Below are 21310 nucleotides of genomic sequence, written 5' to 3' on the forward strand. Positions count from 1 at the left end.
CTGACACATGGGCATCCGCAAGTACAAGCCGACGACCCCGGGTCGTCGCGGTTCCAGCGTCTCCGACTTCGCCGAGATCACTCGGTCCACCCCGGAGAAGTCGCTGCTGCGTCCGCTGAGCAAGTCCGGCGGCCGTAACTCCAGCGGCAAGATCACCACCCGTCACAAGGGCGGTGGCCACAAGCGTGCGTACCGGCTGATCGACTTCCGCCGGAACGACAAGGACGGCGTTCCCGCCAAGGTCGCGCACATCGAGTACGACCCCAACCGGTCCGCTCGGATCGCGCTGCTGCACTACGCCGACGGCGAGAAGCGCTACATCATCGCCCCGGAGAAGCTCAAGCAGGGTGACACGGTCGAGAACGGCCCCCGCGCCGACATCAAGCCGGGTAACAACCTGCCGCTGCGCAACATCCCGGTCGGCACCGTGATCCACGCGATCGAGCTCCGCCCCGGTGGCGGCGCGAAGATGGCGCGGTCCGCCGGTGCCAAGGTGCAGCTGGTGGCGAAGGACGGGCCTTACGCCCAGCTTCGTCTCCCCTCGGGCGAGATCCGCAACGTCGACGTGCGCAACCGCGCCACCATCGGCGAGGTCGGCAACTCCGAGCACTCGAACATCAACTGGGGCAAGGCGGGCCGTAACCGCTGGCGCGGCAAGCGCCCCACCGTCCGTGGTGTCGTCATGAACCCGGTCGACCACCCGCACGGTGGTGGTGAGGGTAAGACCTCCGGTGGTCGCCACCCGGTGAACCCGAACGGTAAGCCCGAAGGCCGCACCCGCCGCCGCAAGGCTTCCGACGCCATGATCGTCCGCCGCCGGCGTACCGGCAAGAAGCGCTGAGCAGGGAGGTAGAAGAACATGCCACGTAGCCTCAAAAAGGGCCCCTTCGTGGACGACCACCTGCTCAAGAAGGTGGACGCTCTCAACGAGTCGGGCAAGAAGACCGTGATCAAGACGTGGTCGCGTCGCTCCACGATCATCCCGGATTTCCTGGGTCACACGATCGCGGTGCACGACGGCCGCAAGCACGTCCCGGTGTTCGTCACCGAGGCGATGGTGGGTCACAAGTTGGGCGAATTCGCGCCGACTCGGACCTTCAAGGGCCACATCAAGGACGACCGCAAGTCGCGCCGCCGCTGAGCGGGCACGAGAGAACAAGGAATCTAGCGATGAACGCCCAGAACGACGTGGCCGAGGCTTTGCCGACGGCTTACGCGCGGGCTCGCTTCGTCCGGGACTCGCCTACCAAGGTGCGCCGGGTGATCGAGCTGATCAAGGGACGTAGCGCCGCCGACGCCTTGGCCGTGCTCCAGTTCGCCCCGCAGGCGGCAAGCGAGCCGGTCGCGAAGGTGCTCGCCAGCGCCGTGGCCAACGCCGAGAACAACCTCGATCTCGACCCGGACACCCTCTGGGTCAAGAACGCCTACGCCGACGAGGGCCCGACCCTCAAGCGCATCCGTCCGCGGGCCCAGGGCCGCGCGTACCGGATCCGCAAGCGGACCAGCCACATCACCGTCGAGGTGGAGTCGCGTCCCAAGGCCGAGGCCAAGAAGGCACAGGGCAAGAAGAAGGCAGGTGGCCGGTAGTGGGCCAGAAGATCAACCCGCACGGCTTCCGCCTGGGTATCACCACGGACTGGAAGTCGCGTTGGTACGCCGACAAGCAGTACGCGGAGTACGTGGCCGAGGACGTCAAGATCCGGAAGCTGCTGTCCACGGGCATGGAGCGCGCCGGGATCTCCAAGGTCGAGATCGAGCGCACCCGTGACCGGGTCCGCGTCGACATCCACACCGCCCGGCCGGGCATCGTCATCGGCCGTCGCGGCGCGGAGGCCGACCGTATCCGCGGCGCGCTGGAGAAGCTGACCGCCAAGCAGGTCCAGCTGAACATCCTCGAGGTCAAGAACCCCGAGGCCGACGCCCAGCTCGTCGCGCAGGGTGTCGCGGAGCAGCTGAGCAACCGTGTGGCGTTCCGCCGCGCGATGCGCAAGGCGATCCAGACCTCCATGCGTTCGCCGCAGGTCAAGGGCATCCGCGTGCAGTGCGGCGGTCGTCTCGGCGGTGCCGAGATGTCCCGCTCCGAGCACTACCGCGATGGCCGCGTCCCGCTGCACACGCTGCGCGCCGACATCGACTACGGCTTCTTCGAGGCCAAGACGACGTTCGGTCGCATCGGCGTGAAGGTGTGGATCTACAAGGGCGAGCTCGTGGGTGGCCTCAAGGCCAAGGAGGCGCGTGACGCCGCCGCGGCCGCCGAGCGCGCCCCGCGCCGTGACCGTGGCGACCGTCCCTCCCGACCGCGCCGTTCCGGCTCGTCGGGCACGACGCCGACCTCGACCGAAGCCGGCCGGGCCGCCGCCGCCGCGAAGAGCGGCGACGCTCCGAAGAGCGACACGGCCACCGAGGCCCCGGCTGCTGAGACTGCAGAAAAGACGGAGGGCTGACACGTGCTCATCCCGCGCAGGGTCAAGCACCGGAAGCAGCACTCCCCGAAGCGCCACGGTGCCGCCAAGGGCGGTACGAAGGTGAACTTCGGCGAGTACGGCATCCAGGCGCTTGAGCACAGCTACGTGACCAACCGGCAGATCGAGTCCGCTCGTATCGCCATGACGCGTCACATCAAGCGTGGCGGCAAGGTGTGGACGACCATCTACCCGGACCGCCCGCTGACCAAGAAGCCGGCGGAAACCCGCATGGGTTCCGGTAAGGGTTCGCCCGAGTGGTGGATCGCCAACGTGAAGCCGGGCCGCGTGATGTTCGAGATCTCGTTCCCGAACGAGGAGACCGCCCGTGAGGCGCTCCGTCGCGCGATCCACAAGCTGCCCATGAAGTGCCGCATCGTGACCCGTGAAGGTGGTGAGTTCTGATGGCGAAGGCAGGTGCCGCCCAGGCATCGGAGCTGCGTGAGCTCACCGCGGAAGAGCTCGTTCTGCGTCTGAAGGAATACAAGGAGGAGCTCTTCAACCTCCGCTTCCAGATGGCGACCGGACAGCTCGACAACAACCGCCGTCTGCGCACCGTCCGCACGGACATCGCGCGGATCTACACGGTCATGCGCGAGCGTGAACTCGGCCTGTCCGTTTCCCCTGACGCCGAGAGTGAAGGTGCCGCATGAGCGAGCAGCCCACCGAGGCGGCCGGCCGCAACGACCGTAAGGTCCGTGAGGGCTATGTCGTCTCGGACAAGATGAACAAGACGATCGTGGTCGAGCTCGAAGACCGCAAGAAGCACCGCCGTTACGCCAAGGTTCTCCGCAGCACCAGCAAGGTCAAGGTGCACGACGAGAACAACGAGGCGGGCGTGGGCGACCGGGTCACCCTGATGGAGACCCGCCCGCTGTCGGCGACCAAGCGCTGGCGTCTGGTGCAGATCGTGGAGAAGGCCAAGTAAGTAGGGCTCTTTTTGAGTCCCTTAGTTCCGCAAGGCTCGCGGTTCATCGCGAGAACCAGCGCGACATACAGGAGTAGACGTGATCCAGCAGGAGTCGCGGCTTCGGGTTGCCGACAACACGGGCGCGAAGGAGATCCTTTGCATCCGCGTTCTCGGTGGCTCGGGGCGGCGCTACGCGGGCATCGGCGACATCATCGTCGCCACCGTGAAGGACGCCATGCCGGCTGCCGGCGTGAAGAAGGGTGACGTCGTCAAGGCGGTCATCGTTCGCACGCGCAAGGAGCGCCGTCGTCCGGACGGTTCTTACATCCGCTTCGACGAGAACGCTGCTGTGCTCATCAAGAACGACAATGAGCCCCGCGGCACCCGCATCTTCGGGCCGGTCGGCCGCGAGCTGCGCGACCGAAAGTTCATGAAGATCATTTCGCTCGCGCCGGAGGTGTTGTAGAGCATGAAGGTGAAGAAGGGCGACACGGTCGTCGTCATCGCCGGCAAGGACAAGGGTGCCAAGGGCAAGGTCATCCAGGCCTACCCCGAGCGCGAGCGCGTGCTGGTCGAGGGCGTCAACCGGATCAAGAAGCACACGCGGATCTCCCAGACCCAGCGCGGCGCGCAGTCCGGCGGCATCGTCACGCAGGAGGCGCCCATCCACGTCTCGAACGTGATGGTCGTCGACTCCGACGGCAAGCCGACCCGGGTGGGCTACCGCATCGGCGAGGACGGCAAGAAGGTCCGGGTCTCGCGCCGGAACGGTAAGGACATCTGATCATGACCACCGCAGAGAAGATCGCCCCGCGCCTCAAGGTGCGGTACCGCGAGGAGATCAAGGGACAGCTCCAGGAGGAGTTCTCCTTCGAGAACGTCCACCAGATCCCGGGCGTCGTCAAGGTCGTCGTGAACATGGGTGTCGGAGACGCCGCCCGTGACAGCAAGCTGATCGAAGGCGCCATCCGCGACCTGGCCGCGATCACCGGGCAGAAGCCCGAGGTTCGCAAGGCTCGCAAGTCCATCGCGCAGTTCAAGCTGCGTGAGGGCCAGCCGATCGGTGCGCGCGTCACGCTGCGCAACGACCGCATGTGGGAGTTCCTCGACCGGCTGCTGACCATCGCGCTGCCGCGTATCCGTGACTTCCGCGGGCTTTCGCCGAAGCAGTTCGACGGCAACGGCAACTACACGTTCGGTCTCAACGAGCAGTCCATGTTCCACGAGATCGACCCGGACGCCATCGACCGCCCGCGCGGTATGGACGTCACTGTCGTCACCACCGCCAACACCGACGACGAGGGCCGCGCGCTGCTTCGCAAGCTCGGCTTCCCGTTCAAGGAGAACTGAGTCGATGGCCAAGAAAGCACTGGTCCACAAGGCCGCGAAGACGCCGAAGTTCAAGGTTCGCGGTTACACGCGCTGCCAGCGGTGCGGTCGCCCGCACTCGGTGTTCCGCAAGTTCGGGCTCTGCCGGATCTGCCTTCGCGAGATGGCACACGCGGGCGAGTTGCCCGGCGTCCGCAAGTCCAGCTGGTAAGAGTCTTTTTTAACTCCCACTTCGCCACAGGCCTTGCAGAGATTGCAGGGAACCAGGGCGAGAAAGGTTGACAGGTCACCATGACGATGACCGACCCCATCGCAGACTTCTTGACCCGTCTGCGTAACGCGAACTCGGCTTACCACGACGAGGTCGTGCTTCCCCACTCGAAGATCAAGGCGAACATCGCCGAGATCCTCAAGCGCGAGGGTTACATCTCGGGCTACCGCGACGAGCCGGGCGAGAAGCACAAGAACCTCATCGTGGAGCTGAAGTACGGCCCCAACCGTGAGCGCAGCATCGCCGGCCTCCGCCGCGTGTCCAAGCCCGGCCTGCGGGTCTACGCAAAATCGACCGAACTGCCGTCGGTTCTCGGTGGCCTCGGCGTCGCGATCATCTCGACGTCGTCCGGCCTCCAGACCGACCGTCAGGCCAAGCGCAACAGCGTGGGCGGCGAAGTCCTCGCCTACGTCTGGTAAGGAAGGGGGCACAGACATGTCACGCATTGGAAAGCTGCCGGTCGCCGTCCCCTCCGGGGTCAAGGTGACCATCGACGGTCAGCAGATCAAGGTCGAGGGGCCCAAGGGCACCCTCGAGCACACCATCGCCGAGCCCATCACCGTCGAGCAGGCCGAAAACGGCACGCTCGAGGTCAAGCGGCCCGACGAGGAGCGCACCAGCCGTGCCCTGCACGGTCTCACCCGGACGCTGGTCAACAACCTCGTCGTCGGTGTGACCGAGGGCTACGAGAAGAAGCTCGAGATCCACGGTGTCGGTTACCGCGTGCAGGCCAAGGGCTCGGACCTCGAGTTCGCCCTCGGCTACAGCCACCCGGTGAAGATCGAGGCTCCGGAAGGCATCACCTTCAAGGTCGAGACCCCCACCCGGTTCTCGGTCTCGGGCATCGACAAGCAGAAGGTCGGCCAGATCGCCGCGGTCATCCGCAAGCTGCGCCGCCCGGACCCGTACAAGGGCAAGGGCCTGCGCTACGAGGGTGAGAAGATCCGCCGCAAGGTCGGAAAGACGGGTAAGTGATCATGAGCGACACGACTACGAAGCGCAAGCCGGTCGGCAAGGACATCTCGACCCGCCGCCGCGTCGCGAAGGCCCGTCGGCACTTCCGCCTTCGCAAGAAGATCAACGGCACGGACCAGCGTCCGCGCCTGGTCGTCAAGCGTTCGTCGCGGCACATCGCCGTGCAGCTGATCGACGACCTCGCCGGCAAGACCCTGGCGTCGGCGTCCACCCTCGAGGCGGACGTCCGCGCGCTGGAAGGCGACAAGAAGGCCAAGGCCGCCAAGGTCGGGGAACTCGTCGCCGCCCGCGCCAAGAACGCCGGTGTCTCGACCGTGGTGTTCGACCGTGGTGGCAACGCCTACCACGGCCGCATCGCGGCGCTCGCCGACGCTGCCCGTGAGGCGGGGTTGGAGTTCTGATGCAGATGCTCGTGAATGGAAGGAAAGCCTGATGCCGGGACGTACACGGCAATTCGGCGGCGGCCAGGGCGGACCCGGCGGGCAGGGCGGCAACGACCGCAATGACCGTCGCGACCGCCGTGACCGGCGCGACAGCGGCCGTGGCGGGGCCGGCCAGGAGAAGACCCCGCACCTCGAGAAGGTCGTGACGATCAACCGCGTCGCCAAGGTCGTCAAGGGTGGTCGTCGCTTCAGCTTCACCGCCCTGGTGGTCGTCGGTGACGGCGACGGTCAGGTCGGCGTCGGCTACGGCAAGGCCAAGGAAGTTCCCGCGGCCATCGCCAAGGGCGTCGAGGAAGCGAAGAAGAACTTCTTCCGCGTTCCCCGCGTCGGTGGCACCATTCCCCACCCCATCCAGGGTGAGGAAGCCGCCGGTGTCGTGCTGCTCCGTCCGGCCTCGGCCGGTACCGGTGTCATCGCCGGTGGCCCGGTGCGCGCGGTGCTGGAGTGCGCGGGCGTCCACGACGTGCTGTCGAAGTCGCTCGGCTCCGACAACGCGATCAACATCGTGCACGCGACCGTGGCTGCCCTGAAGGGTCTGCAGCGTCCCGAAGAGGTCGCGGCCCGCCGCGGTCTCCCGCTCGAGGACGTCGCTCCGGCTCGCATGCTGCGTCAGCGCGCGGGTCAGGGGGTCTGATCATGACTCAGCTCAAGGTGACCCAGGTCAAGAGCAAGATCGGCACGAAGCACGCTCACCGCGAGTCGCTGCGCACCCTCGGGTTGCGCAAGATCCGCCAGAGCGTCGTGCGTGATGACACTCCCGAGGTGCGCGGCCTTATCCACACCGTCCGCCACCTGGTGGAGGTCGAGGAGGTCAAGGCATGACTGCCATCAAGATCCACCACCTTCGTCCGGCTCCGGGCGCGAAGCGCGACAAGATCCGCGTCGGCCGTGGTGAGGGCTCGAAGGGCAAGACCGCCGGTCGCGGTACCAAGGGCACCAAGGCCCGGAAGAACGTGCCCGCCGGTTTCGAGGGTGGGCAGATGCCCATCCACATGCGGCTGCCGAAGCTGCGCGGCTTCAAGAACCGGTTCCGCACCGAGTACCAGCCGGTGAACGTGGGCGACATCGCCCGCGTCTTCCCGGACGGTGGCAAGGTCGGCGCCGAGGAGCTCGTCGCGAACGGTCTGGTCCGCAAGGGCAAGCTCGTGAAGGTGCTCGGCAACGGCGACGTGAACGGCGTCAAGCTGGACGTCACCGCCGACGCTTTCTCCGGCTCCGCCAAGGAGAAGCTCTCCGCCGCCGGTGGCTCCGCCACCACGCTCTGAGCTTTCTTCGCTCGCTTCACCGAAAGGCCCGCCAGGCTTCGCCAGGCGGGCCTTTCGCTTGCGCTCCCTCCGGCTGTCCCGACCTGCGTTTCGCGGGCTAACCGCGATCTGGCCCTTTTCGCCCCGCCCGCGGACCTGCGTTTCGCCCCCTAATCGCGATCCGGGCCGTGGGCCGCCGTCTCGCCTCCGACTTGCGTTTCGCGGGCTAATCGCGCTCCGACGGTCGCGCAGGTGCCCGCCGCCCGGATCGCGTTTAGCCCGCGAAACGCAAGTCGGCCCCGGCGGCCGCGAGCGTGGCGGAGGGGTGCCTGAGCTGGAAGGATCGTGAGGTGGCCATACCTCCAGGGCAGGATCCGCAGCCCCATCAGCAGCAGCCGGACGCCCCGCCGATGGTCGTATCGGTTTCAGGCCCGATGGATCCTGTAGGCGAGCCGGCGCGGTCTGGCCGACTCGAGCCCCGCAGGCTGGTCGCGGCGGGATTGGCCGCACTGGCCCTGGTGCTGACCCTCGTGGGCTGCTTCTTCCCGTTCTTCAACATCGAGCATCGCCTCAGCTTCGATCGCAGTGCCTCGGTCGTCCTCGTGGTCGTGCAGGGAGCTTGGGATACGCAGCTCATCCAGCCCAACGACCAGCCCTTCACCACGTCGACGGCGCCTGTCGGCATCCCGCTCCTGATCGCCGCGGCGATCCTCCTGGCGGCCACGATCGTCTGCGCTCGCGCCGCCGGACTCCGTCGTCCGGTCGCCTTGGACCGATGGCTCAGCACCATCGGGTCGGTGTTCCTCGCCGGAGTCGTCATCACCGCCGCCACGCTGGCGTTCGGCCGCCCGGTAGACGGAGACAGTGAGACGACACTGACGGTGGGCGCGGGGATGTGGGCGCTGTTCGCCGCAGTCGTCGCCGCGGCGGGGGCGGCGGTCATGAGCCACCGTGTCCAAGACGAAGAGGTCCCGATGAGCGGCGACTCGGCTTTCGCGGAAATGCCCACACCGAAGGACGGCATCTCCATCACGGTGCTCCCACCGGAGCCACAGCCGGAGGTCCCGGACTATTCGGCCTTCGCGCCGCCGCCGGATTCCGGCGCGAAAGAGCGCGATTAGCCCGCTAAACGCGCTCGCGGTCGCCGATACGGTGGGGGAGGAGGTGACCGATGACTTGGGCGGTGGTCTTTTTCGGAGCGGCGGTGCTCGTGGCTTTTACGCCAGGGGCGAACAATCTGCTCGGCCTGCATCACGGAATGACGCAGGGGGCCTGGAAAGGGCTCGCCGGCCTGTTAGGCCGATTGGCCGCATTCACGGTGCTCATCGCGGCCGTCGCCGCAGGTCTCGGGCAGCTCCTCGCGGCATCCGAACTTGCACTCACGGTGATCAAATGGGCCGGCGTCGCCTACCTGGCCTGGATCGGCGCGCGGCTGCTGTGGTCGACCTTCCGTGCCGGTCGCGCGACGCTCATCCAGACGCCACGACGCACTGAATCCGTGCCGGCGCTGAAGATCGCGAGGAAGGAATTCGTCGTCGCGATCACGAACCCGAAGGCGATCCTCATCTTCACCGCGTTCGTACCCCAGTTCATCGACGCTGCTCACGGGTCCTTTTCCGCCCAGATCGCGATTCTCGGCGCCGTCTACCTGCTCGCCGAGTTCGTCGCGGGCGCGACCTACATCGGCGCGGGCGCGCTCGTGAAGACGCTTCGGCTGTCCCGCCGGGCGACCCGCAACGTCGACCGCGGCACCGGGGTCGTGCTCCTCGGTATGGCGGGAGCCCTGGCAACTTCGAGCTCCTGAACGCCCTCCCTGATCACAGTGCGTTTAGCGGGCTAATCGCGATCCGGCGGGGCCGGGAAAGTGGGGAACGGTAAGGCGATCTGTCAAGGTTCCGGAGCGAGAAGCACAAGTCGATCAACCCCGCGGACCAACCTTCGTTCGGAAAACCCACACGCACTGCGGACACGCCCTGTGAAGCTGTTAGAGTCGGCGGCACGCTTCGGGACGAGTGTGCCCCGAAGCGTTCCTGGCTTGTGCCAGAAAGCTGTGTGTTCCCGCCGGCCCCAGGCCGGCCAAGCCGATCGTCGGTAAGACAGCCGACGACGCCGAGGAGGTTCCCCGCGTGCTCAGCGCCTTCCGCTCGGCTCTAGCGACGCCGGATCTACGTAAGAAGATCCTGTTCACGCTAGCCATCGTCGCGGTCTACCGAATCGGTGCCACCATTCCGGCCCCGGGTATCTCGTATTCCGCCGTGCAGCAATGTACGGAGACCGGGTCGCAGGAGGGCGTCTATCAGCTGCTGAACCTGTTCAGTGGCGGTGCACTGCTGCAGCTGTCGCTGTTCTCGACCGGCATCATGCCGTACATCACGGCGAGCATCATCGTCCAGCTCCTCACCGTGGTCATCCCGCGGTTCGAGGAACTGAAGAAGGAAGGCCAGGCCGGCCAGGGCAAGCTGACCCAGTACACCCGGTACCTGACGATCGCCCTCGCGGTCCTGCAGGCGACCGGTGTGGTGGCGCTCGCCGACCGCAAGCAGCTCTTCCCGCAGTGCGACACCGCGATCATCCCGGACAACAGCGTCTACACGCTGGCCATCATCGTCATCACGATGACCGCCGGTACCGCCGTCATGATGTGGCTGGGTGAGCTGATCACCGAGCGCGGCGTCGGCAACGGCATGTCCGTCCTCATCTTCCTGAACATCGCGGCCCGGATCCCGATCGAGGGTGGCAACATCCTCAGCAGCGCGGGTGGCGTCGTCTTCGCCCTGATCTGCGTGTTCGGCCTGGTGATCATCGCGAGCGTCATCTTCGTCGAGCAGGGTCAGCGCCGGATCCCGGTGCAGTACGCCAAGCGCATGATCGGCCGCCGCATGTACGGCGGGACCTCGACGTACCTGCCGATCAAGGTGAACCAGGCCGGTGTCATCCCGGTCATCTTCGCCTCGTCGCTGCTCTACCTGCCGGACCTGATCAGCCGCCTCGTCGGCGACGCCAACAGCAACGCGGGCTGGCAGGTCTTCATCCAGAACTACATCGTCAACCAGTCCAGCTGGGCGCACGTCCTGCTGTACTTCGCGTTGATCATCTTCTTCACGTACTTCTACATCACGATCACGTTCAACGTGGACGAGCGTGCGGAAGAAATGAAGAAGTTCGGTGGCTTCATCCCGGGCATCCGCCCGGGCCGTCCCACCGCGGAGTACCTCAGCTACGTCCTCGGCCGCATCACCCTGCCGGGCTCGCTGTACCTGGGCATCATCGCGATCCTTCCGAACTTCTTCCTGTCCGTCACCGGCAGCGGGAACAACCAGAACTTCCCGTTCGGTGGCACGGCTGTGCTGATCATGGTCGGTGTCGGTCTCGACACCGTGAAGCAGATCGAAAGCCAGCTGATGCAACGTAACTACGAAGGGTTCTTGAAGTGACGCGCCTGGTTCTCGTTGGCCCTCCTGGCGCGGGCAAAGGTACTCAGGCGGTAGCACTGTCGGAGAAGCTCCGGATCCCGCACATCTCGACCGGCGACCTGTTCCGCGCCCACGTGGGCGAGCAGACGCCGCTGGGCCAGGAAGCCAAGCGCTACCTGGACTCCGGTGAACTCGTGCCCGACTCGGTCACGAACGAGATGGTGCGTGAGCGTCTCGCCGAACCCGACGCCAAGGTCGGTTTCCTGCTCGACGGGTTCCCCCGGAACACGAAGCAGGCCGACGTCCTCGGCGAGATCCTCGGCGAGGTCGACACCAAGCTCAACGCGGTCATCCAGCTCCAGGTCTCGGAAGACGTCGTCGTCGATAGGCTGCTGTCCCGCGGCCGTTCGGACGACACCGAAGAGGTCATCCGTCGCCGCCAGCAGATCTACGTGTCCGAGACGGCTCCGCTGCTCGAGTACTACGCGGACATCCTGGTCACGGTCGACGGCGTCGGCTCGGTCGACGAGATCTCCGCCCGCGTGCTGGAAGCGCTGCGCGACCGCACGTGAATCTCGGAGGACTGCGTGTACTGCAACGGCTTCGTCGTGGGCGCATGATCGAAATCAAGACCCCTGGCGAGCTCCAGGCGATGCGGGCCGCCGGTCTGGTGGTCTGGCGCACCCTCACCGCGGTGCGCGAGATCGCCAAGCCGGGGGTGACCACGGCCGACCTCGACGAGCTCGCCGAGCAGACGATCCGCGACGCCGGCGCGGTGCCCTCGTTCAAGGGCTACCACGGCTTCCCGGCGTCGATCTGCGCTTCGGTGAACGAGCAGATCGTGCACGGCATCCCGTCGAAGACGCAGGTCCTGAACGACGGCGACATCATCTCGGTTGACTGTGGCGCCATCCTCGACGGCTGGCACGGCGACTCCGCGGTCACTCTCGCGATCGGTGAGGTGTCGAAGGCGGATCTCGCGCTCTCGGCTGCCACCGAGGCGGCGATGTGGGCCGGGATCGCCGCGGTGTCGTCCGGCGGCAGGCTCACGGACATCTCACACGCGGTGCAAACCGCGGCCGAGAAGGCCGGCCGGGAAGACGGCATCGAGTACGGGATGATCGTCGAGTACGGCGGTCACGGTATCGGGCGCCAGATGCACATGGACCCGTTCCTGCCGAACCTGGGCAAACCGGGCAAGGGACCGCGGCTCAAGACCGGTATGGCGCTCGCGATCGAGCCCATGCTGACGGGCGGCGGCGGGGAGACCGTCGAGCTCGAGGACGGGTGGACCGTCGTGACCGCGGACGGCTCGCGGGCCTCGCACTGGGAGCACACAGTCGCCATCACCGATGACGGCCCGTGGGTGCTGACCGCCCCCGAAGACGCCTGACCTGCCCCTGCTCCCGCCGGAGCGCGTTTAGCCCGCGAAACGCAGGTGCGCGCCGGGATCGCGTTTAGCCCGCGAAAGGCGAACGGAAGTCCGGGAGCGCGATTAGCCCGCGAAACGCAGGTCGGCCCGCCGGTCGGCGCAGTGCCCGGGCCCGCCGTTGGGGCCCATGCCAGCTACCCCCATCGGGTGCACCTCGGCCGCCGAGCGCGCCAGGTCCAGCCTCCATCGGAGCGCGATTAGCCCGCGAAACGCAGGTCGGCGCGTGCGTACGATGGAGAGGTCGCATCCGGCGGGCTCAGGGGTCACGTAACACAGTCACCCCCCGTTTGGGGCTCACGACACGGGTTGCGTACACTGTCAAGTCGGTGTACTCATCGCGCCCGGATCCTGCGCGCTCGTGAATTCTCGCGAACGGACATTGGAGCCGGGTAGGAGTGTGCCGATGCACCACCCAGCCAAGCACTCAAGCTCTGACTGATAACACAGCGTAGCGACAGGAAATGCGGAGGACATGGGCAAGAAAGACGGGGCCATCGAGGTCGAAGGCCGCGTAGTCGAGCCGCTCCCCAACGCGATGTTCCGCGTCGAGTTGGAGAACGGCCACAAGGTCCTTGCACACATCAGCGGCAAGATGCGGCAGCACTACATCCGCATCCTGCCCGAGGACAGGGTTGTCGTGGAGCTCTCGCCCTACGACTTGTCTCGTGGTCGCATCGTCTACCGCTACAAGTGATCACGACGAGTTAGCACAAGCAGGAGAGCAGGAGACGTGAAGGTCCAGCCGAGCGTCAAGAAGATCTGCGACAAGTGCAAGGTGATCCGCCGTCACGGCCGGATCATGGTGATCTGCGAGAACCTGCGGCACAAGCAGCGGCAGGGCTGATCACTCGCACTCGTACAGAGTGGATTGACGGCTACACAATCTCCCCGCACCTGCCGGGCCGTGTGAACGGCCCGGTTCACCCCCGGACTTCAGGCCGGGGCCGGGACACCCGAAGCGCAAGCCAAGGGCACGACAGGCGAGTCGGTCCCGGGACCGGACGGGGAGCAGACCTGGAGATGAATTCTATGAAGGAGCATCAACGCCAATGGCACGACTCGCTGGCGTAGACCTCCCCCGCGAAAAGCGGTTGGAGATCGCGCTGACCTACATCTACGGCATCGGCCGTACCCGCTCGAAGCAGCTCATCGCGGCTGCCGAGCTCAACGCGGACACTCGCGTCAAGGATCTGAGCGATGACGACCTCGCCAAGCTGCGGGTCTACATCGAGGAGAACTTCAAGGTCGAGGGTGACCTTCGCCGTGAGGTGAACGCCGACATCCGTCGGAAGATCGAGATCGGGTGCTACGAGGGCCTTCGCTGGCGTCGCGGACTTCCCGTCCGTGGTCAGCGCACCAAGACGAACGCCCGCACCCGTAAGGGTCCGAAGAAGACGGTCGCCGGCAAGAAGAAGGCTGGCAAGAAGTGAGCGTCCAGGGCAAGAAGGTCGTGCGTATGGGCGGCGTCCACCGCCGCGGCTCGGCTTGTGTCTCGCCCAAGGCGCTTTACGCCCGCCCGATGGCGCTCCGCAACCTGTACACCGACGCCGGTTCGATCATCCGGCGCGGACAGGCCGAAGCGGTCGCCGCTCACCAAGAGAACGCGCGCTAACAGGAGAACCCTCAGAACATGCCACCGAAGTCTCGTACTGCGGCGGGGGCCAAGAAGGTCCGCCGTAAGGAAAAGAAGAATGTCGCGCACGGTCACGCGCACATCAAGAGCACCTTCAACAACACCATCGTCTCGATCACGGACCCGACCGGTGCCGTGATCGCGTGGGCGTCGAGTGGTCACGTGGGCTTCAAGGGCTCGCGTAAGTCCACCCCGTTCGCCGCGCAGATGGCCGCCGAGAACGCCGCCCGCAAGGCTGCCGAGCACGGCATGAAGAAGGTCGACGTCTTCGTGAAGGGCCCGGGTTCGGGTCGCGAGACGGCGATCCGCTCGCTGCAGGCGGCCGGCCTCGAGGTCGGCACCATCCAGGACGTGACCCCGCAGCCTCACAACGGCTGCCGCCCGCCCAAGCGGCGCCGGGTCTGAGGAACGGGGAGGAGTAAGAAGAAATGGCTCGTTACACCGGCCCCGCGACGCGTATTTCGCGTCGCCTCAAGGTTGACCTCATCGGCGGCGACCAGGCTTTCGAGCGTCGCCCCTACCCGCCGGGCCAGCACGGCCGCGGGCGCATCAAGGAGTCCGAGTACCTCCTGCAGTCGCAGGAGAAGCAGAAGGCTCGCTACACCTACGGCGTTCTCGAGCGTCAGTTCGTCCGGTACTACAAGGAAGCCGTCCGGCGTCCCGGTAAGACCGGTGAGAACCTGCTGCAGATCCTCGAGTCCCGTCTGGACAACGTGATCTACCGCGCCGGCATCGCCCGCACCCGCCGTCAGGCGCGTCAGCTGGTGAGCCACGGCCACTTCCTGGTCAACGGCGTCAAGGTCAACGTCCCGTCCTACCAGGTCACGAAGTGGGACATCATCGACGTGCGGCCGAAGTCGTTCGCGATGCTGCCCTTCGTCGCGGCCAAGGAGTCGTTCGGCGAGCGTCCCGTTCCCGCCTGGCTCCAGGTCGTTCCGTCCAACCTCCGTGTGCTGGTCCACCAGCTCCCGGAGCGCGCTCAGATCGATGTTCCGGTCCAGGAACAGCTGATCGTCGAGCTCTACTCGAAGTGATCCATCATCGGGCCGGGGTTTCCCCGGCCCGATGTGGGCACGGGCGGCGGCGCCCGGAGTGCGCCGCCGCTTCGCCATCCCTTTCGGTGTCATATGGCGGGCGCCGTTTGGAAAGGAACTAGGAAAGATGCTGATTTCCCAGCGACCGGCTCTCGGCGAAGAGACGGTCAACGAGACCCGCTCCCGGTTCACCATCGAACCGCTGGAGCCCGGCTTCGGCTACACGCTCGGCAACTCGCTGCGGCGCACGCTGCTGTCGTCCATTCCGGGCGCGGCCGTGACGAGCATCCGCATCGACGGCGTGCTGCACGAGTTCACCACCGTTCCCGGGGTGAAGGAAGACGTCACCGACATCATCCTGAACCTCAAGGAGCTCGTGGTCTCCTCGGAAGAGGACGAGCCGGTCACCATGTACCTGCGCAAGCAGGGCCCCGGTGAGGTCACCGCCGCCGACATCGTGCCCCCGGCCGGTGTCACCGTGCACAACCCGGATCTGCACATCGCGTCGCTGAACGGCAAGGGCAAGCTCGAGATCGAGCTCGTCGTCGAGCGCGGCCGCGGTTACGTTCCGGCCCTGCAGAACAAGCAGGCGGGCGCGGAGATCGGCCGGATCCCGGTCGACTCCATCTACTCCCCGGTGCTGAAGGTGACCTACAAGGTCGAGGCGACCCGTGTCGAGCAGCGCACCGACTTCGACAAGCTGATCCTGGACGTGGAGACGAAGCCGTCGATCACGCCGCGGGACGCTGTCGCGTCGGCCGGTAAGACGCTGGTGGAGCTGTTCGGTCTCGCGCGCGAGCTGAACGTCGACGCCGAAGGCATCGAGATCGGCCCGTCGCCGCAGGAGGCGGACACCATCGCCGCCTACGCGATGCCGATCGAGGACCTGGACCTCACCGTCCGGTCGTACAACTGCCTCAAGCGCGAGGGCATCCACACCGTCGGCGAACTGGTCTCGCGCAGCGAGGCCGACCTGCTGGACATCCGCAACTTCGGTGCGAAGTCGATCGACGAGGTCAAGCTCAAGCTCGTCGGTCTCGGCCTCGCGCTGAAGGACAGCCCGCCCGGGTTCGACCCGACCGCGGCCGCGGCCAGCTACGACGGTGAAGGCTGGTCCGAGGGCGTCGACAGCATCACGGACGGAATTTCGGACAACGGCCACGACGATGGCCAGGACTACGCAGAGACGGAGCAGCTGTAAGGCCAGCTACGGCTCCCTCACCGGTCGGGTGGGGGAGCGCCGGCCTTCAGCTGTGAGCTGAACGAGGAGAACCGATGCCCACCCCCACAAAGGGACCCCGTCTCGGCGGGTCGCCCGCGCACGAACGGCTGATCCTGGCCAACCTGGCCACCCAGCTGTTCGAGCACGGCAAGATCACGACGACCGAGGCGAAGGCCCGGCGGGTGCGCCCGCTGGCCGAGAAGCTGATCACGAAGGCGAAGCGGGGCGACCTGCACAACCGTCGTCAGATCCAGCGCATCGTGCGCGACAAGGACGTCGTGCACAAGCTGATCGCCGAGATCGGTCCGTTCTTCGCGGAGCGTCCGGGTGGCTACACCCGGATCACCAAGACGATGGCGCGCAAGGGCGACAACGCCCCCATGGCCGTCATCGAGCTGGTGGCCGAGAAGACCGTCACCGCCGAGGCCGAGGCCGCGCGCAAGACGAAGTTCGCCAAGGACGAGCCGAAGGCTGCCGCTCCGGCCGCCGAGGAGACCACCGAGGCCACTGAGGCTGCCGACACGGCCGCCACCGAGGCTCCGGAGGCCACCGAGGCTCCCGCCGCCGACGAGGCCGCTGAGGCCCCCGCCGCGGACGCGGACAGCAAGAAGGACTGACGTCCTGACGGCACCGAACACCCCGGACGAGCCCGCCACTCCCACTGCGGAGGGCGGGCTCGTTCGTCTGCGTCTGGACCTCTCCTACGACGGCACCGATTTCTCCGGCTGGGCGCGGCAGCCCGGACGGCGCACGGTGCAGGGAGTCCTCGAAGAGGCGCTCGCGAAGCAGCCCCCAGGGGCCTCGGTCCCGAAGTCCGTCGTCGTCGCCGGCCGCACCGATGCCGGTGTGCATGCTGCGGGCCAGGTGGTCCACGTCGATGCGTCGCCTTTAGCGGGCAAAACGCGATCCGGTCGTCTGGAACTGGACGAGCAGGGCATCCCTGACCTGGGGCGGATGCGGCACCGCTGGAATCGGTACCTGCCGGGTGACGTGCGGGTGCTGGATGCCCGGGTGGCGGCACCCGGATTCGACGCGCGGTTCTCGGCCGTGCGGCGCCATTACCTGTACCGCGTTTCGGACGCGCCGTGGGGCGTGGATCCGTTGCGGCGTCACGACACCTTGGCCTGGGGGCGGCCGCTTTCCGTCGACGCGATGAATGAGGCGTCGGCGGCTCTCTTGGGGCTCCAGGACTTCGCCGCGTTCTGCAAGCAGCGCGAAGGCGGGACGACCATTCGCGAGCTGCAGCGGCTCGTGTGGCGGCGAACCGGGCCGCACGCGGTCGAGGTCGAGGTCTCCGCCGATGCGTTCTGCCATTCGATGGTGCGCAGTCTGGTGGGCGCGCTGCTCTTGGTCGGCGACGGCCGACGTCCGCTCGATTGGCCGGGTGACGTTTTGGAGAGCCGGACGCGTGACAGCGCAGTCGCTCCCGCACATGGCCTGACGTTGATGGCCGTCGACTACCCGCCAGACGCCGAACTCGCGGCGCGTGCCGATCAAACGCGCGCCATGCGCACCCCCTCCTGATCCGGACGCGGCGCCTTTCGCGGGCTAAACGCGCCGCGGCGGGCCTGCCAGACGGCGTCCACGATGCCTTTGAAATCGTTCGCCAGGTCTTCCGCGGTGGCGATGACGAATCGCCATCCCTCGGCCTCCACGCGTCTTCGGCGTTTGCGATCATAGGCTTGTTCCTTCGGGGTGTTGTGCCATCGGCCGTCGTACTCGATGGCGACCCGGAACTTCTCGTCCGCGAGGTCGAGACGAGCGAGGAAACGGCCGGTTCGGGACTTGACCTCGACCTGGGGCGTCGCCGTGATGCCACCGGCTGCGAGCACGATGCGGAGCTCCGATTCCGGATGCGATTCCGCACGAGGATCGGACAGGCGTAAAGCATGTCTGGCCAAGCGGATTCCTCTATTTCGGCGACCGTAGAACTCGCCGTTGAGGTGCAGGTCGGTCAGGTTGTTCGCTCTCATGAACTGGTCCAGATCCGGGACGCCGATACGGAGCCGTCGCGTCCAGCTGGATTTGCGGGGAGAAAGCCGAAGCAGGAGATCCAGAGCTATTCGACGTTTCCGTGCGATGCGAATGCCGTTCCAGGGTCTCGATTCTTCGGGTTTGACCTCGGTTCGCCGAACCTTGATACCGACGATCGGGCCGAAGCGATTCTTCTCCGGCACGATCATCTCGACGGGGTCGCTGGGGTTGGCCAGCTCGACGCCGTGAACGGTCGCGGCAGATCGCCCGGTCAGGACTGCTTCCGGAGGGGCCAGCAGGGCGGCGCCTCGGCATCGCAGCTCGTGGGTGACCTCGACGCCGGCGCGCGTGTAGACGTCCTGAAACAGCCGTCGGACGCTTGAGCCGCGTAGCTGGCTGGCCGTGATGAGACCCGCCTTGCGCGCTTCCGAGCCGCGGAAGACATCGGGGAGATGAGATGAATCGAAGGGTCTGGTCATGTCGACACGGTGACCGACAAGACCGACAACCCGTGGCCGTCGATGCCATTTCAGGGCGACTTATCCACAACCCCCGGCTTATCCACAGCCGACGCGATTGCCCCTTGACTGGCAAACCCCGCGCCCCGGATCGCGTTTAGGGGGCAAAACGCGACGCGGCGGCACGCAAAGGGGGCACCGTCCGAAATGGACAGTGCCCCCGTGGAGCGCGATTAGCCCGCAAAAGTCGATGCGGGGCGCGGGTTAGTCGCCTCGCCGGACCGGGCCCAGGATCTGCTGCTCTTTCGCGGTGGTGACCAGGCGAAGAGGACGCCACAGGTTGCGGCCCAGCGCGACGACCTGGTCGTCCTTCAACGTCGTGAGCTGCTTCATCATCTGGGGCGGGAGCCGCCAGATGCGGGCCGCCAGTTCGGCCTGGCCCGGCGGGAGCCGCTGCATCAGCACCAGGTCGGCCGCGTTCGCGGTGGCCCCGGCCTGCGGGTGCAGGTACGGCAGGACGTACACCGTCGTCTGCCACGGTGACCGCGGCGGGAACAGATCCTGCGGCGTCGGACCGCCGTCGGTCACCACCAGCAGCGGCGCGTCCTCGGACGGCCGCGGGAGATCCACCGGCGACAGCCGCCGGATCTGCACCAGCGGCGAAGGCCTGCCGTTGGGCTGATTCCCCGCGGCCTGGGGGAGCACCTGCCACGCGGCCGGGCGCCCGGTCGCCACGACGACCCACGCCCCGACCGCCATCGCGCGCAACGCCACCTGGCGAGCCAGGTAGAGGCCACCGACCAGCACGATCCGGGTCGGCGTCGAGCGCAGCGCGGAGATCGTCAGCGGCTCACCCTTGAGCCCGGAGCCGAGGACGATCCCGCCGCGGTCACCGGAGGGGCTGATCGCGTCGAGCATCGCCGGGTCGACGGTGAATTCCGGGGCGACACCGGCGCTCTGGCCTGCGTCGCGCATGCGGGTGCTCATGCCGTGCCTCCGATCGGCAAAGTCGCGGAGAACCCGGAGATCTGCAGGCCGCGCAGCGGCGTCAGCGTCACACCCAGCCGGTCCGAGATGCCCTGCAGCCGTTGGTCGGCCGCGTCCAGTTCACGCGGGTTCCGCGCGCTCAGGCGAACGATTCCGCGCAGGCCGATCTTGCCCTCGTCCGCGGATGGCGAGATCGACATCGCCACCGTCGCCGACAGCGCGCGGACACTGGTCAACGCGTTCAGGCTGCCGCTGATCTTGCCCTTCGGCCAGCTGGTGATCGCGTAGCTCGCGTGCCCGATGCCGGCCGCGGTGACGCCGGTCCAGCGTTCCTGCAGACCGACCTTCCCCTGCGAGCCGGCGACCGCGGTCAGTTCCGCGGCCGAAATGCTGGACCGCAGCAACTCGTCCGGGTCGAGCGGCCGGGTCGGCACGCCCTGCGATTCCAAGGCGTTGCGCACCCGCGACAGCGCGCCGATCAGCGCGCGGTGCGCACCGACGACGCCGCCGCCACGTTCGCGGATGGCGGCCGGGCACCGGCGCGGGTCGAGCCGGATGGCGACCCACGTCGTCCGCCGCGCGGCCGCGGGGAGCGGGCCGAGCACCTCCATGTAGGAGCTGAGGGCGGGCGAGTCCGACGGAAGCGCGGCGCTGCCCGGGTAGCAGTGCCAGATCATCTGGATCGAGTCGAGGACCACACCGCGGTCTTCGAGGCACGGCGCGAGCGCGGACAGCGGCAGGCTCGGCGCGCCACCCGCCTGGGTGATCAGCGCGGGCGCGGGTTCGACGAGCAGGACCGCGGTCCACGTGCCGTCGTTCCACGCGATGCCGACCTGCTGGCGTTCGTGGTCCACGCCGTGCGCGACGACGAGATCGGGAACGGCGAGGCGAAGCAGGTTCACGCGGGCGTCGTCCGGGCCGGTGACGGCGTCCTCTTCGGCGGCGAGCGATTCGATGCTGCTCGGCGGAAGCGGATTCGCCACCCGATCGTGCGAACGGAACATGTACCGCATCGTGAGTCCAGCCCATTGGGTGAACCAGCGGCCGCCCCAGCGCAGGAACGCGACGATGATCGCGAACCCGAGCACGCCGATCGCGATGTACTTCAGCTTCATGTCGATCGCGAGGAGGACGAGACCGATCGCGAGCCCGAGTTCGAGCACGACCAGGTTCGCCACGGGCAGCGGGCCGAGGTTGATCCCGCCGGTCCGGCGCCGCGCGGGCGCGGCGATCCGCACCGCCGGAGTGGGCGGGGGACCGGACTGCGGGCCGGGGCCGCCGGACGGAGGACCGCCCGGGCCGCCTGGCCCACCGGGGCCTCCCGGGCCACCAGGTCCGCCGGGGCCACCGGGTCCCTTGGGGCCTCCTGGACCACCGGGGCCACCGGGACCCTGCGGGCCGCCAGGACCTCCCGGGCCGCCTGGGCCACCGGGACCGCGAGGAACACCGGGACCTCCCGGGCCTCCGGCCGGGCCGCCCGGACCACCCGGTCTGCCGGGCCTTGGCGGCGGCCCCGGCGGACG

At 67.3% G+C, this 21310-nt stretch carries 34 protein-coding genes; 31 read left to right on the top strand and 3 right to left on the bottom strand.

The features are described from left to right. Positions 1 to 7 precede the first annotated feature (7 nt). The 31 genes from rplB to truA all read left to right on the top strand — a co-directional run bounded on the left by rplB (position 8) and on the right by truA (position 17892). The gene (gene rplB / locus AMK34_RS27495) at positions 8 to 841 is read left to right on the top strand and encodes a 50S ribosomal protein L2 (protein WP_005166779.1); all 834 of its coding nucleotides are present in this window, start codon (positions 8 to 10) and stop codon (positions 839 to 841) included. Positions 842 to 859: 18 nt separating this feature from the next. Continuing rightward, a complete protein-coding gene (gene rpsS / locus AMK34_RS27500) occupies positions 860 to 1141 on the top strand; it encodes a 30S ribosomal protein S19 (protein WP_003102083.1) in 282 nt (93 codons plus the stop codon). 29 nt (positions 1142 to 1170) lie between these two features. Beyond that, positions 1171 to 1587 carry a 50S ribosomal protein L22 gene (rplV, locus tag AMK34_RS27505; protein ID WP_005166780.1) on the top strand — a complete coding sequence of 139 codons (417 nt, stop codon included), beginning with the start codon at positions 1171 to 1173 and terminating at the stop codon, positions 1585 to 1587. Further along, entirely contained in the window at positions 1587 to 2444 is an 858-nt protein-coding gene (gene rpsC / locus AMK34_RS27510; RefSeq protein ID WP_073847315.1) for a 30S ribosomal protein S3, read from the top strand. The genes rplV and rpsC overlap by 1 nt, the downstream gene beginning before the upstream one ends. 3 nt (positions 2445 to 2447) lie before the next feature. Then, positions 2448 to 2867: a 50S ribosomal protein L16 gene (rplP, locus tag AMK34_RS27515; protein WP_005166782.1), complete on the top strand. Its 420-nt coding sequence runs from the start codon at positions 2448 to 2450 to the stop codon at positions 2865 to 2867. After that, positions 2867 to 3115 (top strand): 50S ribosomal protein L29, encoded by a 249-nt coding sequence (rpmC, locus tag AMK34_RS27520; RefSeq protein ID WP_007031040.1) that lies wholly within the window; start codon positions 2867 to 2869, stop codon positions 3113 to 3115. The genes rplP and rpmC overlap by 1 nt, the downstream gene beginning before the upstream one ends. Beyond that, positions 3112 to 3390: a 30S ribosomal protein S17 gene (gene rpsQ, locus AMK34_RS27525; RefSeq protein ID WP_005166784.1), complete on the top strand. Its 279-nt coding sequence runs from the start codon at positions 3112 to 3114 to the stop codon at positions 3388 to 3390. The genes rpmC and rpsQ overlap by 4 nt, the downstream gene beginning before the upstream one ends. Before the next feature lie 79 nt (positions 3391 to 3469). After that, positions 3470 to 3838, top strand: coding sequence for a 50S ribosomal protein L14 (gene rplN, locus AMK34_RS27530; protein ID WP_005166785.1), 369 nt, complete (start codon positions 3470 to 3472; stop codon positions 3836 to 3838). Positions 3839 to 3841: 3 nt separating this feature from the next. Next, a complete protein-coding gene (gene rplX / locus AMK34_RS27535) occupies positions 3842 to 4156 on the top strand; it encodes a 50S ribosomal protein L24 (protein ID WP_005166786.1) in 315 nt (104 codons plus the stop codon). 2 nt (positions 4157 to 4158) lie between these two features. Continuing rightward, positions 4159 to 4722, top strand: a complete 564-nt coding sequence (gene rplE, locus AMK34_RS27540; RefSeq protein WP_016331092.1) for a 50S ribosomal protein L5 — start codon at positions 4159 to 4161, stop codon at positions 4720 to 4722. A gap of 4 nt (positions 4723 to 4726) precedes the next feature. Then, entirely contained in the window at positions 4727 to 4912 is a 186-nt protein-coding gene (locus AMK34_RS27545; RefSeq protein ID WP_005166789.1) for a type Z 30S ribosomal protein S14, read from the top strand. A gap of 80 nt (positions 4913 to 4992) precedes the next feature. Continuing rightward, a complete protein-coding gene (gene rpsH, locus AMK34_RS27550; RefSeq protein ID WP_005166791.1) occupies positions 4993 to 5391 on the top strand; it encodes a 30S ribosomal protein S8 in 399 nt (132 codons plus the stop codon). A gap of 16 nt (positions 5392 to 5407) precedes the next feature. Then, positions 5408 to 5947, top strand: coding sequence for a 50S ribosomal protein L6 (gene rplF, locus AMK34_RS27555; protein WP_005166793.1), 540 nt, complete (start codon positions 5408 to 5410; stop codon positions 5945 to 5947). Between the two features lie 2 nt (positions 5948 to 5949). Continuing rightward, positions 5950 to 6348, top strand: a complete 399-nt coding sequence (gene rplR, locus AMK34_RS27560; RefSeq protein WP_007031045.1) for a 50S ribosomal protein L18 — start codon at positions 5950 to 5952, stop codon at positions 6346 to 6348. Between the two features lie 31 nt (positions 6349 to 6379). Further along, positions 6380 to 7024: a 30S ribosomal protein S5 gene (gene rpsE / locus AMK34_RS27565; protein ID WP_005166795.1), complete on the top strand. Its 645-nt coding sequence runs from the start codon at positions 6380 to 6382 to the stop codon at positions 7022 to 7024. Positions 7025 to 7026: 2 nt separating this feature from the next. Then, on the top strand, positions 7027 to 7212 hold the full coding sequence (rpmD, locus tag AMK34_RS27570; protein ID WP_007031047.1) for a 50S ribosomal protein L30: 186 nt from the start codon (positions 7027 to 7029) through the stop codon (positions 7210 to 7212). Beyond that, entirely contained in the window at positions 7209 to 7655 is a 447-nt protein-coding gene (gene rplO, locus AMK34_RS27575) for a 50S ribosomal protein L15 (RefSeq protein ID WP_038519824.1), read from the top strand. The genes rpmD and rplO overlap by 4 nt, the downstream gene beginning before the upstream one ends. Positions 7656 to 7984: 329 nt before the next feature. Continuing rightward, complete coding sequence (locus AMK34_RS27580; protein ID WP_241832878.1) at positions 7985 to 8755, top strand: hypothetical protein; 771 nt, start codon at positions 7985 to 7987, stop codon at positions 8753 to 8755. Between the two features lie 50 nt (positions 8756 to 8805). After that, positions 8806 to 9438 (top strand): LysE family translocator, encoded by a 633-nt coding sequence (locus AMK34_RS27585; protein ID WP_073847317.1) that lies wholly within the window; start codon positions 8806 to 8808, stop codon positions 9436 to 9438. 322 nt (positions 9439 to 9760) lie between these two features. Next, a complete protein-coding gene (gene secY, locus AMK34_RS27590; protein WP_007031051.1) occupies positions 9761 to 11068 on the top strand; it encodes a preprotein translocase subunit SecY in 1308 nt (435 codons plus the stop codon). Beyond that, positions 11065 to 11619, top strand: a complete 555-nt coding sequence (locus tag AMK34_RS27595) for an adenylate kinase (protein ID WP_038519820.1) — start codon at positions 11065 to 11067, stop codon at positions 11617 to 11619. The genes secY and AMK34_RS27595 overlap by 4 nt, the downstream gene beginning before the upstream one ends. 44 nt (positions 11620 to 11663) lie before the next feature. After that, positions 11664 to 12440 (top strand): type I methionyl aminopeptidase, encoded by a 777-nt coding sequence (map, locus tag AMK34_RS27600; protein WP_038519818.1) that lies wholly within the window; start codon positions 11664 to 11666, stop codon positions 12438 to 12440. Positions 12441 to 12951: 511 nt separating this feature from the next. After that, on the top strand, positions 12952 to 13173 hold the full coding sequence (gene infA / locus AMK34_RS27605) for a translation initiation factor IF-1 (RefSeq protein WP_005166804.1): 222 nt from the start codon (positions 12952 to 12954) through the stop codon (positions 13171 to 13173). 36 nt (positions 13174 to 13209) lie between these two features. Beyond that, positions 13210 to 13323 carry a 50S ribosomal protein L36 gene (rpmJ, locus tag AMK34_RS27610; protein ID WP_004558882.1) on the top strand — a complete coding sequence of 38 codons (114 nt, stop codon included), beginning with the start codon at positions 13210 to 13212 and terminating at the stop codon, positions 13321 to 13323. Between the two features lie 205 nt (positions 13324 to 13528). After that, positions 13529 to 13909 carry a 30S ribosomal protein S13 gene (gene rpsM / locus AMK34_RS27615; RefSeq protein ID WP_005166805.1) on the top strand — a complete coding sequence of 127 codons (381 nt, stop codon included), beginning with the start codon at positions 13529 to 13531 and terminating at the stop codon, positions 13907 to 13909. Further along, positions 13906 to 14091 (top strand): hypothetical protein, encoded by a 186-nt coding sequence (locus tag AMK34_RS27620; RefSeq protein ID WP_005166807.1) that lies wholly within the window; start codon positions 13906 to 13908, stop codon positions 14089 to 14091. Before rpsM ends, AMK34_RS27620 begins: the two co-directional genes overlap by 4 nt. 18 nt (positions 14092 to 14109) lie before the next feature. Then, positions 14110 to 14517, top strand: coding sequence for a 30S ribosomal protein S11 (gene rpsK / locus AMK34_RS27625; RefSeq protein WP_004558885.1), 408 nt, complete (start codon positions 14110 to 14112; stop codon positions 14515 to 14517). Positions 14518 to 14540: 23 nt separating this feature from the next. Beyond that, positions 14541 to 15146, top strand: coding sequence for a 30S ribosomal protein S4 (rpsD, locus tag AMK34_RS27630; protein WP_007031054.1), 606 nt, complete (start codon positions 14541 to 14543; stop codon positions 15144 to 15146). Between the two features lie 127 nt (positions 15147 to 15273). Further along, positions 15274 to 16347, top strand: coding sequence for a DNA-directed RNA polymerase subunit alpha (locus AMK34_RS27635; protein ID WP_005166811.1), 1074 nt, complete (start codon positions 15274 to 15276; stop codon positions 16345 to 16347). 74 nt (positions 16348 to 16421) lie between these two features. Then, entirely contained in the window at positions 16422 to 16985 is a 564-nt protein-coding gene (gene rplQ / locus AMK34_RS27640) for a 50S ribosomal protein L17 (RefSeq protein WP_038519813.1), read from the top strand. A gap of 73 nt (positions 16986 to 17058) precedes the next feature. After that, positions 17059 to 17892: a tRNA pseudouridine(38-40) synthase TruA gene (gene truA, locus AMK34_RS27645; protein ID WP_083650035.1), complete on the top strand. Its 834-nt coding sequence runs from the start codon at positions 17059 to 17061 to the stop codon at positions 17890 to 17892. On the opposite strand, the gene AMK34_RS27650 is transcribed toward truA, so the two are convergent. From AMK34_RS27650 to eccE, 3 genes are all read right to left on the bottom strand, one after another. Further along, positions 17862 to 18821: an endonuclease domain-containing protein gene (locus AMK34_RS27650; RefSeq protein ID WP_073847318.1), complete on the bottom strand. Its 960-nt coding sequence runs from the start codon at positions 18819 to 18821 to the stop codon at positions 17862 to 17864. The genes truA and AMK34_RS27650 overlap by 31 nt on opposite strands. 243 nt (positions 18822 to 19064) lie before the next feature. Further along, a complete protein-coding gene (locus tag AMK34_RS27655; RefSeq protein WP_007031058.1) occupies positions 19065 to 19787 on the bottom strand; it encodes a hypothetical protein in 723 nt (240 codons plus the stop codon). Continuing rightward, positions 19784 to 20965, bottom strand: a complete 1182-nt coding sequence (gene eccE, locus AMK34_RS27660) for a type VII secretion protein EccE (RefSeq protein WP_073847614.1) — start codon at positions 20963 to 20965, stop codon at positions 19784 to 19786. The genes AMK34_RS27655 and eccE overlap by 4 nt, the downstream gene beginning before the upstream one ends. Between the last annotated feature and the right edge of the window lie 345 nt (positions 20966 to 21310).

The sequence above is a fragment of the Amycolatopsis sp. CB00013 genome, from assembly GCF_001905755.1.
Lineage (GTDB): Bacteria > Actinomycetota > Actinomycetes > Mycobacteriales > Pseudonocardiaceae > Amycolatopsis > Amycolatopsis japonica.

Excerpts from the sequence above, each read along its gene's own strand:
- rplB (WP_005166779.1), top strand. The coding sequence starts at position 8 with ATGGGCATCCGCAAGTACAAGCCGACGACCCCGGGTCGTCGCGGTTCC.
- rpmD (WP_007031047.1), top strand. The coding sequence starts at position 7,027 with ATGACTCAGCTCAAGGTGACCCAGGTCAAGAGCAAGATCGGCACGAAG.
- rplF (WP_005166793.1), top strand. The coding sequence starts at position 5,408 with ATGTCACGCATTGGAAAGCTGCCGGTCGCCGTCCCCTCCGGGGTCAAG.
- AMK34_RS27585 (WP_073847317.1), top strand. The coding sequence starts at position 8,806 with ATGACTTGGGCGGTGGTCTTTTTCGGAGCGGCGGTGCTCGTGGCTTTT.
- rplR (WP_007031045.1), top strand. The coding sequence starts at position 5,950 with ATGAGCGACACGACTACGAAGCGCAAGCCGGTCGGCAAGGACATCTCG.
- rpsE (WP_005166795.1), top strand. The coding sequence starts at position 6,380 with ATGCCGGGACGTACACGGCAATTCGGCGGCGGCCAGGGCGGACCCGGC.
- rpsS (WP_003102083.1), top strand. The coding sequence starts at position 860 with ATGCCACGTAGCCTCAAAAAGGGCCCCTTCGTGGACGACCACCTGCTC.
- AMK34_RS27635 (WP_005166811.1), top strand. The coding sequence starts at position 15,274 with ATGCTGATTTCCCAGCGACCGGCTCTCGGCGAAGAGACGGTCAACGAG.
- map (WP_038519818.1), top strand. The coding sequence starts at position 11,664 with ATGATCGAAATCAAGACCCCTGGCGAGCTCCAGGCGATGCGGGCCGCC.
- rplV (WP_005166780.1), top strand. The coding sequence starts at position 1,171 with ATGAACGCCCAGAACGACGTGGCCGAGGCTTTGCCGACGGCTTACGCG.
- rpmC (WP_007031040.1), top strand. The coding sequence starts at position 2,867 with ATGGCGAAGGCAGGTGCCGCCCAGGCATCGGAGCTGCGTGAGCTCACC.
- rpsH (WP_005166791.1), top strand. The coding sequence starts at position 4,993 with ATGACGATGACCGACCCCATCGCAGACTTCTTGACCCGTCTGCGTAAC.
- rpsK (WP_004558885.1), top strand. The coding sequence starts at position 14,110 with ATGCCACCGAAGTCTCGTACTGCGGCGGGGGCCAAGAAGGTCCGCCGT.
- rplE (WP_016331092.1), top strand. The coding sequence starts at position 4,159 with ATGACCACCGCAGAGAAGATCGCCCCGCGCCTCAAGGTGCGGTACCGC.
- rplQ (WP_038519813.1), top strand. The coding sequence starts at position 16,422 with ATGCCCACCCCCACAAAGGGACCCCGTCTCGGCGGGTCGCCCGCGCAC.
- rpsQ (WP_005166784.1), top strand. The coding sequence starts at position 3,112 with ATGAGCGAGCAGCCCACCGAGGCGGCCGGCCGCAACGACCGTAAGGTC.
- AMK34_RS27655 (WP_007031058.1), bottom strand. The coding sequence starts at position 19,787 with ATGAGCACCCGCATGCGCGACGCAGGCCAGAGCGCCGGTGTCGCCCCG.
- rpsD (WP_007031054.1), top strand. The coding sequence starts at position 14,541 with ATGGCTCGTTACACCGGCCCCGCGACGCGTATTTCGCGTCGCCTCAAG.
- AMK34_RS27650 (WP_073847318.1), bottom strand. The coding sequence starts at position 18,821 with ATGACCAGACCCTTCGATTCATCTCATCTCCCCGATGTCTTCCGCGGC.
- rplO (WP_038519824.1), top strand. The coding sequence starts at position 7,209 with ATGACTGCCATCAAGATCCACCACCTTCGTCCGGCTCCGGGCGCGAAG.
- AMK34_RS27545 (WP_005166789.1), top strand. The coding sequence starts at position 4,727 with ATGGCCAAGAAAGCACTGGTCCACAAGGCCGCGAAGACGCCGAAGTTC.
- rplX (WP_005166786.1), top strand. The coding sequence starts at position 3,842 with ATGAAGGTGAAGAAGGGCGACACGGTCGTCGTCATCGCCGGCAAGGAC.
- infA (WP_005166804.1), top strand. The coding sequence starts at position 12,952 with ATGGGCAAGAAAGACGGGGCCATCGAGGTCGAAGGCCGCGTAGTCGAG.
- rpsM (WP_005166805.1), top strand. The coding sequence starts at position 13,529 with ATGGCACGACTCGCTGGCGTAGACCTCCCCCGCGAAAAGCGGTTGGAG.